This is a genomic window from Blautia luti, assembly GCF_033096465.1.
Classification (GTDB): domain Bacteria; phylum Bacillota; class Clostridia; order Lachnospirales; family Lachnospiraceae; genus Blautia_A; species Blautia_A luti.
Map to the genome: position 1 here is coordinate 3,479,139 of NZ_AP028156.1, position 13,080 is coordinate 3,492,218.

General features: G+C 40.9%; 12 protein-coding genes. 4 read left to right on the forward strand and 8 right to left on the reverse strand.

All coding sequences use genetic code 11. The features are described 5' to 3' along the window. The first annotated feature begins 38 nt into the window (after nucleotides 1-38). Both R8695_RS16160 and R8695_RS16165 read left to right on the forward strand, forming a co-directional pair. The gene (locus R8695_RS16160; RefSeq protein WP_317676190.1) at nucleotides 39-1,232 is read left to right on the forward strand and encodes a PqqD family protein; all 1,194 of its coding nucleotides are present in this window, start codon (nucleotides 39-41) and stop codon (nucleotides 1,230-1,232) included. Next, the gene (locus R8695_RS16165; protein WP_154779431.1) at nucleotides 1,229-2,998 is read left to right on the forward strand and encodes a peptidase domain-containing ABC transporter; all 1,770 of its coding nucleotides are present in this window, start codon (nucleotides 1,229-1,231) and stop codon (nucleotides 2,996-2,998) included. Before R8695_RS16160 ends, R8695_RS16165 begins: the two co-directional genes overlap by 4 nt. Nucleotides 2,999-3,079: 81 nt before the next feature. On the opposite strand, the gene R8695_RS16170 is transcribed toward R8695_RS16165, so the two are convergent. Genes R8695_RS16170 through R8695_RS16180 form a run of 3 tightly spaced genes read right to left on the reverse strand, consistent with a single transcriptional unit; the run spans nucleotide 3,080 to nucleotide 4,291 of the window. Continuing rightward, on the reverse strand, nucleotides 3,080-3,460 hold the full coding sequence (locus R8695_RS16170) for a hypothetical protein (RefSeq protein ID WP_154779430.1): 381 nt from the start codon (nucleotides 3,458-3,460) through the stop codon (nucleotides 3,080-3,082). A gap of 51 nt (nucleotides 3,461-3,511) precedes the next feature. Beyond that, the gene (locus R8695_RS16175) at nucleotides 3,512-3,880 is read right to left on the reverse strand and encodes a hypothetical protein (RefSeq protein WP_154779429.1); all 369 of its coding nucleotides are present in this window, start codon (nucleotides 3,878-3,880) and stop codon (nucleotides 3,512-3,514) included. 27 nt (nucleotides 3,881-3,907) lie between these two features. After that, nucleotides 3,908-4,291, reverse strand: a complete 384-nt coding sequence (locus R8695_RS16180; RefSeq protein ID WP_154779428.1) for a hypothetical protein — start codon at nucleotides 4,289-4,291, stop codon at nucleotides 3,908-3,910. 316 nt (nucleotides 4,292-4,607) lie between these two features. Here R8695_RS16180 and R8695_RS16185 point away from each other — a divergent pair, with 316 nt between their 5' ends. Continuing rightward, nucleotides 4,608-5,063, forward strand: coding sequence for a S24/S26 family peptidase (locus R8695_RS16185; protein ID WP_154779427.1), 456 nt, complete (start codon nucleotides 4,608-4,610; stop codon nucleotides 5,061-5,063). Between the two features lie 9 nt (nucleotides 5,064-5,072). Here R8695_RS16185 and R8695_RS16190 read toward each other — a convergent pair whose 3' ends face one another. Further along, a complete protein-coding gene (locus R8695_RS16190; RefSeq protein ID WP_118510386.1) occupies nucleotides 5,073-5,336 on the reverse strand; it encodes a PqqD family protein in 264 nt (87 codons plus the stop codon). 107 nt (nucleotides 5,337-5,443) lie between these two features. Between R8695_RS16190 and R8695_RS16195 the strand changes: the two genes are divergently transcribed. After that, nucleotides 5,444-6,637: a nucleotidyltransferase family protein gene (locus R8695_RS16195; RefSeq protein WP_243139418.1), complete on the forward strand. Its 1,194-nt coding sequence runs from the start codon at nucleotides 5,444-5,446 to the stop codon at nucleotides 6,635-6,637. Nucleotides 6,638-6,672: 35 nt separating this feature from the next. Here the strand turns inward: R8695_RS16195 and R8695_RS16200 are convergent, their stop codons facing one another. The 4 genes from R8695_RS16200 to R8695_RS16215 are packed head-to-tail and all read right to left on the reverse strand — an operon-like array spanning nucleotide 6,673 to nucleotide 13,025. Further along, complete coding sequence (locus R8695_RS16200; protein WP_154779426.1) at nucleotides 6,673-8,040, reverse strand: DUF4832 domain-containing protein; 1,368 nt, start codon at nucleotides 8,038-8,040, stop codon at nucleotides 6,673-6,675. Between the two features lie 19 nt (nucleotides 8,041-8,059). Further along, nucleotides 8,060-10,414 carry a hypothetical protein gene (locus R8695_RS16205; RefSeq protein WP_154779425.1) on the reverse strand — a complete coding sequence of 785 codons (2,355 nt, stop codon included), beginning with the start codon at nucleotides 10,412-10,414 and terminating at the stop codon, nucleotides 8,060-8,062. Between the two features lie 47 nt (nucleotides 10,415-10,461). Next, a complete protein-coding gene (locus R8695_RS16210; RefSeq protein ID WP_154779424.1) occupies nucleotides 10,462-11,568 on the reverse strand; it encodes a glycosyltransferase family 2 protein in 1,107 nt (368 codons plus the stop codon). After that, complete coding sequence (locus tag R8695_RS16215; RefSeq protein ID WP_154779423.1) at nucleotides 11,511-13,025, reverse strand: lipopolysaccharide biosynthesis protein; 1,515 nt, start codon at nucleotides 13,023-13,025, stop codon at nucleotides 11,511-11,513. The genes R8695_RS16210 and R8695_RS16215 overlap by 58 nt, the downstream gene beginning before the upstream one ends. Between the last annotated feature and the right edge of the window lie 55 nt (nucleotides 13,026-13,080).

The window sequence follows — 13,080 nt, forward strand, 5'->3', positions numbered from 1 at the left end:
GACATCACAACACATATATAAGTTTACAAGAATTGGCTTTGAAAAAGAAAGGAATCTTTTTTATCATGTTCAAATGTCAGCCCGGATATACACTTCGAAAAATCAAAGGTATCAGTTATCTCTTACCTTATGGTCAGCAGATTGCCGATCTGAAAAAAGGCTTTGTGCTGAATGAGACCAGTACTTTCCTGTGGAATGTACTTCAGCATCATGAAGGTGCCGAACCGCATCAACTGGCAGAAATACTTGCCAGGACTTATCATCTGGATGAGGCTTATCTTCCTGAACTTCTGAAAGATGTGACAGATTTTCTTACACAGCTTACAGCCATGGGAATGATCACAGAAGATCTCCACCTGATTTCATCAATCCCTTCTGTCTCTATGATAATCGCAGGAATCTTCATAAAACTATACGGTTCTGCAGAACTGATTTCCCCAAATTTCAAACCTTTTTATCATGAATTTTCGGATGATGATACCTCACAGGAAATCGAACTGGTCACTACGCCTCCACCCAGTCGTTGTTACGGACAGGTTCTTCTGCAGAATTCTGAAATGACTGTTTTTGAAAATCCCGACCGTTATGTTGTCCTTTTCCCACAGATGCAGAATCTTTACGAAGCTCATATGCTGAAAGATGGTACTTATGTACGGATTTACTGCCACCCACAGGTTTCTGAAACAAATATAGAAAATTTATTTCACGCCATACGGCTGTTTTTCCTTTTCACAGCACAAAGAAACAGACTGTTTGCAATCCACTCAGCTTCTGTTCTCTATCAGGGAAAAGCATGGCTGTTTTCCGGTCATTCCGGAATGGGAAAATCCACACACACCTCTCTGTGGCATGAGCTTTTTGACACACCGTATTTAAACGGAGACCTGAATCTTCTTGGATTAAAGGAGGATCATATCATCGTCTATGGCATCCCCTGGTGCGGAACTTCCGGGATTTTTACTGCCGAAGCATATGAACTCGGAGGAATTGTCCTCCTTGGGCGCGACCTGCAGACAGATTATCTGGAAGAGTTAAATCCTTCGGAAAAAGTCCTCCGTGTCATGCAGCGCATGATCTCCCCTGCATGGACTGAACGCCAGCTTTCAGAAAATCTTTTCTTTGCCGGGGAAATCGCTGACCGCGTGCCGGTACTACATCTTCTCTGTACAAAGAATGCTTCTGCCGCCTGCGTGATGAAAAATGCCATTGATCAACTGGAGGAGCTGCAATGAAAGAAAAAATACTCCTGATCTGGAAACACCTGAAACAGGGAACCCTGAAAAAAATGTGGAAACAGACATTATGGATCTATCAGTACGGCAGACGTTACTGGAAAGCCATGATCCTGTATACACTGCTTGGTCTGGTCGGAACAGGTGTCTCTCTGGTTTCCAGTCTGATTTCCAGAGATCTGGTGGATATTATTACCGGACACCAGACCGGGAAACTTGTAAGTACCTTTGCCGCAATGATCGGCTTCTCTGTCGCAAACATTCTGGTTTCGCAGGCATCCGGATATGCCTCTACTTTCATTAACCTGAAGGTTGACTCCGAAATCAAGAACGACATCTTTGCCAAAATGCTGATCACTGACTGGGAATCCCTGACCGATTACCACACCGGAGATCTGGTGACACGCTGGAGTTCCGATGCCTCCAACATTTCAAGCGGAATCCTGAACTGGATCCCCAACCTGATCATTTATACTTTTCGTTTTATCAGTGCACTGGCAATCGTGCTTTATTATGACCCTACTTTTGCACTTTTTGCACTGCTTGGAATCCCCTTCAGTGCTCTGCTTTCGAAGCCGCTTCTGAAACGAATGCGTGATAACAATCAAAGAAGTGCGGCTATGAATGCAAAACTTTATGGATTTAATCAGGAGGCTTTCTCCAATATCCAGACGATCAAGGCTTTTGACCTGATTCATTTTTATATTGATAAACTGAAATCTCTTCAGACAGATTATATTAACATGAGACTGGATTTCCAGAAAATGTCCATTCTGACCTCTGTTCTCATGTCCATTATCGGATTTGTCGTATCCTACAGCTGCTACGGATGGGGAATTTACCGTGTATGGAGCAATGCCATCAGCTACGGAACCATGACCATGTTTCTGTCTCTGTCCGGTACACTTACAAGTTCAGTTAATTCACTGGTCAGTCTGGTTCCATCTGCGATTTCACTGACTATCTCAGCCGGAAGACTGATGGATATCGTGGAAATGCCTCAGGAAGACTACAGTCAGGATTCTGTTGTGCGCCGCTTCGAAAAGCAGTATAAAACAGAAGGTATCGGTGTGAACATGCAGGATCTCACCTATACCTATCATAACGGTACTTCTGTTTTCGCCCATGCATCTATGGAAGCCTATCCCCATGAAATCGTGGCTCTGGTAGGGCCTTCCGGCGAGGGCAAAACAACCATGCTGCGCCTGATCCTTTCCCTTCTGGCGCCGCAGACCGGTTCTTCCCATGTATGCGCTGGGGAAAATCATGAACACACCATCGAGATGTCACCTTCTACCAGAAAATTATTCTCCTATGTGCCACAGGGAAATACCATGTTCTCAGGAACCATTGCGGAAAATATGCGAAATGTAAAACCAGACGCTACAGATGAAGAGATCATCGAAGCACTCAGACTTGCCTGTGCATGGGATTTCGTGGAAAAACTGCCAGATGGAATCCAGAGCACGATCAAAGAACGGGGCGGCGGATTCTCAGAAGGTCAGGCACAGCGTCTCTCCATTGCCAGAGCACTGCTGCGCAAATCTCCAATTCTGCTGCTGGATGAAGCTACTTCTGCGCTGGATGTGGCTACGGAAAGAAAAGTACTGCGAAATATTATGCAGGATACCTATCCCAGAACCTGTATTGTGACTACACACAGGCCTACGGTTTTAAATATCTGTACCAGGGTTTATGCGATACGGGATAAGAAATGTGAGGTACTGAATGAAGCTGAGATAACAGCAATGGCTAAAGAATTTTAATTTAAAGATCCGGATGATCTGTTATCTATATGTATAAAAATCCCCTCAGAATGTGAATTGAATTCTGAGGGGATTCTCTCATTAGTCTGAAATACTTACACCGGTAATTGACAGACCTGCGTCAGATGTTACGACCAGATCGCCGAAACCGATATTATCAGTTGGATTCTGATGATAACTCAGTCTGATTGTCAGTGTCGGAGTTCCATCTCCTGAACTCAGTCCTGCTCCACCGGATACGTATGTAACGTTCTGGTTGAAGGAAATTGTTAATACCTGTGATTCTTTGGTATGGTCTGCATTATGATGACCATTTACCTGAATTCTGTAATCTCCTCTGCCTGTCTGTGGTGTCTGCTGGATGGATGCACTTGCTTCATAACATCCAGCTCCACTTGCAGCGTATACGCCTTCTGCTAATCCATTGTCTATGGAAACTACTGGTTTAGAATACTGTTTCATAATAACTGCCCCCTATATATTTTTAATCCTATTCGAAAGTGCTTTCATTAATTATTGGAAATTATTGGAATATGAGCTACCTGTAATTTGCAGATTTTTAATATCGCCATTTGCCTGTACAGTAATCTCAGCTGATGTCGGTGCACTGTGCCATGTCAACGTTGCTGTTTTACCAGAGCAAATTACTCCTGCGCCACTACCCCAGCAACTACTAATATCCATATTAAATGTCAATACAACTGTTAACTGTGATAGATTAACATTGCTTAAATCCAGATCAAATTTTGCCTGACCACTTCCACCCCAATCAGCAGCAATTGTTTTATTGCCAGTCTTAATTCCACCAGCTCCACTCGCCGCATACACACCTTCCGTCATCCCTGCATCAACAGAAACAACCGGTTTCTCATACACTTTCATGTTTATCCCCTTTCCTTATCTCACTGCTTAACTCACAGAATAACTGAATCCAGTCATCTGCAGACTATCAATACTTGTTCCATGATTCAGATGAATTCCAATTGTCAGCGGATTACTTGCTGTACTTGCGAATGTCAGTGTAGCAGTCCGACCTGACCAGGACTTCTGTACAGAAGCATCATCTGTCTCGATCTCATCTACTGTGTCATTAAAGTTAATAGTCAGCGTGATAGTTCCATCAATATCCGACCAGTCCGCCTGTGCCAGACCCTTGCCTCCATTGGATTCCCATCTGTCCCATACACCCAAATATGTTACATTCAGAGTTCCCTTAGAAGCACCACTTGCTGCGTAAACACCCTCTGCCATTCCTGCGTCAACAGTTACTACTGGTTTTTTATATATTCTCATGTTCAATTATCCTCTTATATCTTCAAAATCTAGCATTTTATTTGTTTCATCTTTTCTTTATCATATCCATCTGACCCCTGAAAGTCAAGCATTCTTACGGAAAACTTCCCCGTTTTTTCTTTCATTACTGTCATTATCCCATCCTGCCAGCAAACCTCTGTATCCACAGAATTCATATTGTTCTTTTACAACAGGAATGCTATAATACGCCTGTCCAGGTATTTACCTGAACTAAAAAACATCTACTTCTATTGTATCTGCAAATCTGCAATAATCGCTTTTTTATACATACTATTTATCAGGAAAGAGGATTTCTATGAACCCAACAACTCCGAACTCAGACAAAATCGACCTGGAGCAATTGCTTCGTGATGGAAATATTATCCGCATCAGACCACAGGGCTACAGCATGTATCCCCTTTTTATCCCAGGACGGGATGAGGCACTGATCCAGCAGGCTGACAGCACAGACTGTCGCAGAAATGATGTTGTCCTCTACAGACGGGATCAGGGAATCCTTGTGCTTCACCGCATCTGCCGGGTAACATCTGACGGCTTCTATATGGTAGGTGACAATCAATTCGAAGTCGAAGGACCTCTCCGCCCGGATCAGCTCAGAGGAAGACTCATCGCTTTTATCCATAATGGCAAAGAAATCTCTGTAAAAAATCCTGTTTACCGTTTTCTTTCTTCATTATGGCTGGGAATGCTCCCGCTCCGTCCTTTCTGTTTCAGATTAACAGCTTTTTTCCGCAGGATCCACCAGAAATAAACGTCTTTTTTACAAAAGAATTCTTTTATCCTGCAGAGTTTTCACCACACTTTTTACATCCTCATAAACCTCAGATGAGTCTATGCCATATTCCTTTCCTACTATCTGTGCCAGCTCATCAATATTCTCTGCCTCTTCCGCATGCAGATAGATAAACCCCGCTGTTTCACTCAGCGAGATCACTTCATTCACTTCTTCTGTCCTTTTCCCTGTAGGGAGCACAAGATATTCATCTTCCAGTCTCTTCACAATATATCCTTCTGTTTTTTTCATTTCCCTTTTCCTTTATTTCTAAACATATTCATGGTATACTTACTATTATTTCATGGCACTGTCCACACAGTACCAGTAACAAACTTATACACTTTCAGGAGATCATTATGGAACGAATATACGAAACCTATCTGAAGATAGTAAAAAATGCATGCACGGATTCCCACAGAACCGAATCTGTAAATCCAGCTGATCTTCCGACTCTGGCAGAGCTGGCCCAGAATCATTGTACAGTTCCATATATACTGCCATATCTCAAATCTGTATCCAATTATCCTTTCCTGAAATCCCAGGTAAAGAACATGATGCTGAACTACTATCAGATCGAACATTTCACCCGGCTTACCGTATCTCTCTTGCGGGATCACAATATTGACTGCTATCTTCTGAAAGGTCTGAGTCTGGCTGCCTGTTACCCAGTCCCGGAATATCGTAAGCTTGGAGATCTCGATCTATATCTGGCTGATCCTGCTGATCTTTCAAACGCACAGGCAGTTCTGGAAAGCAGCGGGTATGTACCTGAAGAAGAGCTTAATGATCACCATCTGGTTTATCGTTATACTTTTCCAAAGACAGGCCGCCATTTTTTGCTGGAACTTCATTACCGCGTTGTCGGACAATATCAGTACAACCGTGCCAATCAACTTGTAGATTCCATCTACTCACCGACTAACCTGAAGAAATCCACTCAGACTATCCACGGATACGCTTATACCGTGTTTCCTCCTACAGAATATGTCTTTTATATGATCCATCATATGCTGAAACATTATCTGTACAGCGGATTCGGCATCCGGCTTCTCTGTGATTTCACTTTTTATCTGAAATGCCACGAAAACGAAATTGATTTCCACCGAATCCACGAATGGTGCAGAGAATCACGGATCAGCCACCTTTACGAAATCATTCTGGAATGCTGTCGAAAATATCTGGGACTTCCTGACTCCATAGATGCCAATACACATTATTCCCCAGATGACTGCCAGGATTTCATAACACAGATTCTGAAAGATGGAGATATGGGAACAGACATTTCCCAATCACTCATCGGAAGCAGTTCATACCAGAAAATCAACTTCTTCACTTATTTCAAAGAAGGACACGTCCAGATGAAGGTACGCTTCCCCAGAGCCAGACGCTTCCCGCTCCTGTGGCCCGCCCTCTGGATCATTACTTTCCTCTGTTTTATCCGCAACACCTACACGGTCCGGAATACCACTCTCCGTCAGACCCTTCATGACTTTAAAAAAAGCAACCAGAAGACAAAACTGGTCAAAATTTTCGAAAACAGTGACTCCTGAGATGGGGAGGCACTGTTTTTCACATTACATAAAGATCACCACAGGAAGTTTCTGCCATTTTTATAGCTGCACTTCATTGCCATATGAAGGTTTGTTTTTCCAGTCATAGGATCTTCAATTCCTATACTCAGATTATATTTTTTCCCTGCAAGTTCTTCCAGTTTTTTGGTATCCAGCCAGGTTTCTGTTGCTATAGTTTCTCCGGGAAGGACTGATGACAGCTGAATATCAATCTGCTTCTTTTCAACTGTATTTCCTTCTTTGTCTGTTACATAAACCCATACTGACCAATCCTTATAAAAAGGTGCTGAACCATCATTTACCCAACCCAGGCTTAATTTTGTTCCTGTAAATCCATGAGAAAGAGCAGCCTGAGAAATTCTCAGACGATAACCCATATTTTTCAATACACTTTCGTAACCCTGCTGATATTTTTTATCTGCAATATTAGGTCCCAGAAATGTAGTATGAGATTCTCTGATCAGTTCCACTGTCCGTGATATATCCGTATCCAGCATTTCCTCCATAGAAAGTGAACTGGTAAATTCGCCCCCGACAGGTGCTGTCTTCCAGAAATCTGACATTGACACAACAGCATTTTTTTCATCTGTCTGACTAAGATCTCCACCATTTTGAATTTCTTTAAGCCAGGATTCTGTTTCACCCGGATCACCAGTCATATCATTATAAAGCCCTGTTCCATATTTGGAAGCATGAGAAAAAGATCTTCTCATCAGCAGCATTGCATCCGGAAAAGCCTCTACCCATGGTGCTACATACTGTTCCCTTACATCCTCTTTTGGCAACCGCTGAATTCCTGCACTGTAATTTACATGCCACTCTCCCCAGTGTCCAAGGCTGCCCAGCTCAATATAGCTGATCAATCCATCTCCTCCCAGATGTTCACCCAGAGTTTTTACAGCCTGAGCATGATAATAAATCATCTGTTCATTGTTATAATCCGGAGCAAAACCCTTACCAAATTCCACATCATACCAGGTTCCTGTATGACCGGTCTTTTCATACAGCCACTCCGGAATATCCATATGTTTTTCTTTTCCCGGCACATCACATACAAATCTCAGGATTATATGTTTTCCTTCTTTTTTCCATCGACTGAGCTGATTCTCTTTTTCAATACTTTCCCAGTTGTATTCACCTTCTTTCGGTTCCAGTTCTGCCCAAGTAATATCCATATACAGCAAAGACACATCCTCGCTTACTGTCTCATTCCATGCACATGGTGCATAACCCATAAGCGGATTGCCAAATACTTCTTCTGTTTCTTCATATTCTTTTATATTTTTCTCCGGAAACACACTTATACCAACTATTACTACAAGGACAACAGCCAGCACGATTCCGGCTGCCGTCAGACCTTTCCAATATTTTGCCTTGCCCATAATATCTCCTGTCACACCTTTAATTACTTAAATCATACAGACGATCCGGATTCTGCTTTATTACATAACACACAAAGTTCTCATCTTCATAATAAGTTTTCATTTCATTTGGAAAACATGATTTAAAATTCATACACCAATCATTTATTTCTGATTCAATAATCTGTCGGTTTTTGATATTGGAATATGCATCGGAAGCTTTCCCTATTACTGCAAGTGGTTCGCCAACCAGTTTCTCTGAAATTTTTTCATTTTTAATATCATCTCCCTGGCTTAAAACAGCATTTGAATACTCATAATATTTTGTATACTTTGACTGTGCCAGCCAGCTTGGTCCTGAGAAAAAATGATACTGCGCATAATAAATCGGCTCCTTTTCCACATAGAAAAAGAGATATTCTGTAGGAATGTAATACTGTTCCTGTTTTGATTTGTAATAAAAATCCAGCAGTTCTTCATGTCTTCCGGATTCTATGGCCTGATACATTTCCTCTGTCGTGGATATAATTGTATACATATACTGTGGATATTCATCAATAATACTATTGGTAAGTTCTACCGCTGAATTATAACGCGTCAGTTCATAATACAGATAACCATGAAAGACGCCAAAATAATTTGTTCCTGCATAAATGGCAGCTACCCCTAAAACACTTACATATGGAGCCAGACTTCCTGCTTTTGTTTTTCCCAGCAAAAAAAGCAGCTGATCAACAGGTATCGCCATCATTGCCAGCAACAACACCTGCTCTGTCAGACACAAACGGGCGCCTGCAATGATCTCCGGCAATCCCAGAAAAGGTGCCGCATATAAAACCATAAAAACAACAGAAGCAAACGTTATTCCCCAATACATTTCAAACGGTACTTTTCGAAATCGGATAAAAGAAACTATTGTATTTAAAACGCCAAGAACCAGCGCAATTAACGTAAATCTTAAAAGCCAGACAGCCCGTGAGCTGCCATAAAGCTGCGCATATCCATACTTATATACAAGTTTTACGTCATCAATAATTTTCTTTAACCGTTCCTGCAGAGACACTTTTTTCTGTACCTGTACAGCATTTCCATTCTGCCCTGCTGCGTCTCCGTCAGAAGACATCTGCAACTGATTCTGCTGCGTTTCGCCATTGTTGTCTATAAGATTCTGAGCTGCCTCTTCCATATTGCTTTCATCAGTAATACTCTGCGCTACCTGTGTTCTTCCTTCTTTTGTGTCTGTACCATTTATGATATTCATTCCCCAGTTCAGAGAACCCTGAAGAGGTGTTCCCGACACAAAGGCCAGAACCATCGGCATTGTGGAAATAATAACTCCTGCAATAACAGCAGCCAGCAGTCTGCCAAAATTCTTTTTCTGGAAAATCTTTGTAATTCCAAAAACAGCAAAGGAACCACACAGGAAAAACGCCATGATCGTAACATAAAAATGAATTGCAAGAGACGCCGCCAGTGACATCATAAACAGAAACAAATCATCTCTTTTCTCTTTTGAGTCCTGTTTTTTCCTCATAAATCTTATCAGATACATGACACACAGAAACTGTGTATACAATCCAAATTCCTGTGGTATCGTATACTGCAGTCTGGATATGCCATAAATTTCATCGACACACACAACATCTACAGTCAAAAATGCAGCCAGAATGAAATAAACCGTATATTTAGATTTCATTACTTCCCTGAACAGACAGTAAACTGCAACCAGAAAAGCACTTGCATGAATTTCTCCCAGAAATAACAGACAACTGTATACCGGTATTCCAAACATAACATTCATACAATAAACAAAACAGTGCATTGCCTCCGGGTAAACCCCTTCTGAGAAGATATTTCCCTCTTTCAGTCCATAGATCCACGCATGATGAACATACATGTCTCCCCATCCATAGGAATGGCACTGAAATGCCCCATAGGAAAAATAAATAACTCCAAATATTATCAGAACTGCCAGAACACTATACTCTATTTTTTTGCCTTTTGTCTTTCTGTTCAGCCATTTCAGAGAAACTGTCCCAATATTTTTTACCGTATCAATCAGGCGTAGCAACAATGTCTTCCATCCTAATGTACCTGAAAAAAAAGTCCGGATCTGTGCAAGAAAACCGGTTCGTAATTCTTTCTTTTTTAAAACAGAAATAGCAAATATTCCATAAAATATAACAAAAACAACCCCTGCCTTTAATATATGAAGCAGCCCAAGTGCCAGCACCATTGTATTGACCAGCAAAATTGAAACCGTAGTACAAAATGCAAAACGAAAGGTCAAACTCTTCCCATATAGCTTTTTTCTGAAAACAACAGACGGCCATAAATACATTAAAAAAATGTAACCAATAAGAACCTGTACAAACTGACTAATCCAATATCCCATATTCTAAGTGGCAGCCTCCTTTACCTTTCTTAATATATCTGCCTGCCCTATTCACGAAGTCCTGTGTCTGACAGCCTTTCATCTACTCTCAGATCAATCAGCAGCTTGATCCCCACTGATAAAAGAATATACCATTGATGTTTCATGCCTGATGCAAATCCTCTGATAATAAATTTCCACAAAGGCTGTTTCAGCTCAGACATTCTTCTGGCCTGCGAAAGTTCCAGAAAACTTTCTTTTCCAAGAGGATCCTGTCCATAAATTTTTAACACTTTTCTTACAGCACGCAAAGAATTTTTATGTTGTATATATTCCATCTTTCCATCAAAAAAAGGAGCAAAAAAAAGTGTATACTGCACCAGGCCTTTATATATATCCATATCTTTATTCTTTTCTTTGATCCATCCTTTTATTGTATAAGCAATTTTCAGCCAGCTGTCAGCTGAATTCGGATGATATTTCCAGGAAACCGACTCCTCATTTCTTCGGTAAACATACCCCAGTTCCTGAAGGAATACATATCTGGCATCACATACATAGCATTGCATATTGAACAGTTTATCTTCTGCATAAGCAATGTCTGTAAAAGTAATCTGATTCTCTTCCAGAAAAGCTCTTCGATATAATTTCCCCCATACATAAGATAATGTACCCACAGAAAAGAATCCCTGAAAGCGAAATTCCTCGGACAATGGACTTGATAATGCAAAGGCCTGTGTTTCCTCAGCCGAAAGTAATTTTCCATTCCACAATCTTGCATAATTACTGACAACAATATCTGCATTTATGTTCTCTGCAATACTAATATATTTATAAAAAACATCCTTATCCGGAATATAATCATCCGCATCCACAAATATAACATATTCTCCCTGTGCAGCTTCCAATGCTACATTTCTAGCAGGTCCGGGACCTTTCCCCGGACCTTTGACCATATGAATCCCGGGATATTTTTCTTCATATTCACAGATAATATCAGGACTTTTATCATTTGACCCGTTTTCTGCTAGGATGATCTCCCAGTTTTCATAACTTTGTTTTATGATGCTGTCCAGCGTTTTCCTGAGATATTTTTCGGCATTATAAACTGGTATGATTACAGAAATTTTTTTTCTGCAAAAACTCTTTTTGTTATTCTTCTCAGCAAGTTCCATAGTTCTCTCCATTCCACAGTTTTTCTGTAAACAACCCACAGCAGAACATTAGGCAGAATCAGACAGATCATCAGTCTTAATACCAGTACAAAAAAAGCCTGTCCTGAAATAAATCTGCAGCAATATTCCGTAATTCCCCACACTGCGGCCATCACTCCCAGATATCCTGCATACTTCACAAAAAATCCGGTCACAGGTTTCTCAATCCTGTATTTATAGATCACATAAGGTTCCACCCACACGGAAGTAAGCACTGTACTGCAGAATGTTCCTATAAAAACACCAGCTACCCCGAAATGTGTTACCAGCAAAATAGAAATTACAAGATTCAGCACTGCTTCAGCAACTGCTTTATACCGGTCATACCAGAACAGCCCCATAGATTCTTTAAATATCAGCACTGCCCTTCTCATTCCATTAATAAAAAAATTGATACAGAGAATCAACACAATTTCTTTTTTAAACAAGTATTTTTTTCCAAAGGCAAGTTCCACAAAAGGATTCAAAAGTTCCAGCAGGCAGATTCCAGCAAACCCGAACATCCAGTAGTCGATAAAAAACAACCTGTCAAAAATCTGCCCAACTTTATTCTTATCCTCTGTCACTCCAAGATTTCCCACACTCGCCGCAACACCAAGCATAGCCTGGTCAAATACCTGACGAACAGACCCTATAATCAGAAAATAATTGGAATAAATACCTGCTGTCACAACTCCTACAAAACTGGATATCAGAAGATTATCCGTATTATTCACAACTACATTTCCTATCTTGTGCATCAGCATTGCTTTTACATTTTGGAATATAGCGTGGCGTTCATTCTGTGGAAGTCTGTCTTTACACGGCTCCCTCAGATAGGGAAAAAGTCTGTCCGCTTTCCTGGACATACAGATGTTTCCGCTTATAGTACATACAACAGCAATAACCAGAAACAAAACAAAATTTCCTGTCAGAAGCAGTACAAAAATCTGGCAGATATCCTGCAGCACAAGAAATGCATTATGGTACATCACCGTAATATAATTCATCTGATGAGCATCCACCAGGATTTTCTTATAAATAAGCAAATAGGACACAACTGAATTTGTCAGATACAGAATATAAATCACAATAAGATGATCCACATCCGGCCGGTCTTTCATCAGAATATTGAGAAACGGAATCAGACACAATCCAACAGTAAGAACAACTCCTGCCGTTATTCTGTAAAAAGTTCGGAACATGCGCATCAGTATCTGCTGTTTTTTTATATCATTTCTGGCAATAGGACCGTATAGGGCATAGGTGATTGCAGTTCCCACACCGAGTTCTGACAAAGATAAAATATTTAATATATCTGTAAACAGACCATTGATTCCCACATAGCCTTCACTAAGTGTTCTGGTAAAGACAACTCTTGTACAAAATCCCATAAAGATTGCTGTTACCTGGGCAATGAAGGCCACCGTCGTATTCATAACTGAGTATTCTGTCCTGGATTTCTGTTTCACTCTTCACTTACCCTTTCTTTTT

Bases quoted from the DNA above. Each gene is read 5' to 3' on its own strand.
- R8695_RS16165 (WP_154779431.1), top strand. From the start codon at position 1,229: ATGAAAGAAAAAATACTCCTGATCTGGAAACACCTGAAACAGGGAACC.
- R8695_RS16170 (WP_154779430.1), bottom strand. From the start codon at position 3,460: ATGAAACAGTATTCTAAACCAGTAGTTTCCATAGACAATGGATTAGCA.
- R8695_RS16175 (WP_154779429.1), bottom strand. From the start codon at position 3,880: ATGAAAGTGTATGAGAAACCGGTTGTTTCTGTTGATGCAGGGATGACG.
- R8695_RS16180 (WP_154779428.1), bottom strand. From the start codon at position 4,291: ATGAGAATATATAAAAAACCAGTAGTAACTGTTGACGCAGGAATGGCA.
- R8695_RS16185 (WP_154779427.1), top strand. From the start codon at position 4,608: ATGAACCCAACAACTCCGAACTCAGACAAAATCGACCTGGAGCAATTG.
- R8695_RS16190 (WP_118510386.1), bottom strand. From the start codon at position 5,336: ATGAAAAAAACAGAAGGATATATTGTGAAGAGACTGGAAGATGAATAT.
- R8695_RS16195 (WP_243139418.1), top strand. From the start codon at position 5,444: ATGGAACGAATATACGAAACCTATCTGAAGATAGTAAAAAATGCATGC.
- R8695_RS16200 (WP_154779426.1), bottom strand. From the start codon at position 8,040: ATGGGCAAGGCAAAATATTGGAAAGGTCTGACGGCAGCCGGAATCGTG.
- R8695_RS16205 (WP_154779425.1), bottom strand. From the start codon at position 10,414: ATGGGATATTGGATTAGTCAGTTTGTACAGGTTCTTATTGGTTACATT.
- R8695_RS16210 (WP_154779424.1), bottom strand. From the start codon at position 11,568: ATGGAACTTGCTGAGAAGAATAACAAAAAGAGTTTTTGCAGAAAAAAA.
- R8695_RS16215 (WP_154779423.1), bottom strand. From the start codon at position 13,025: ATGAATACGACGGTGGCCTTCATTGCCCAGGTAACAGCAATCTTTATG.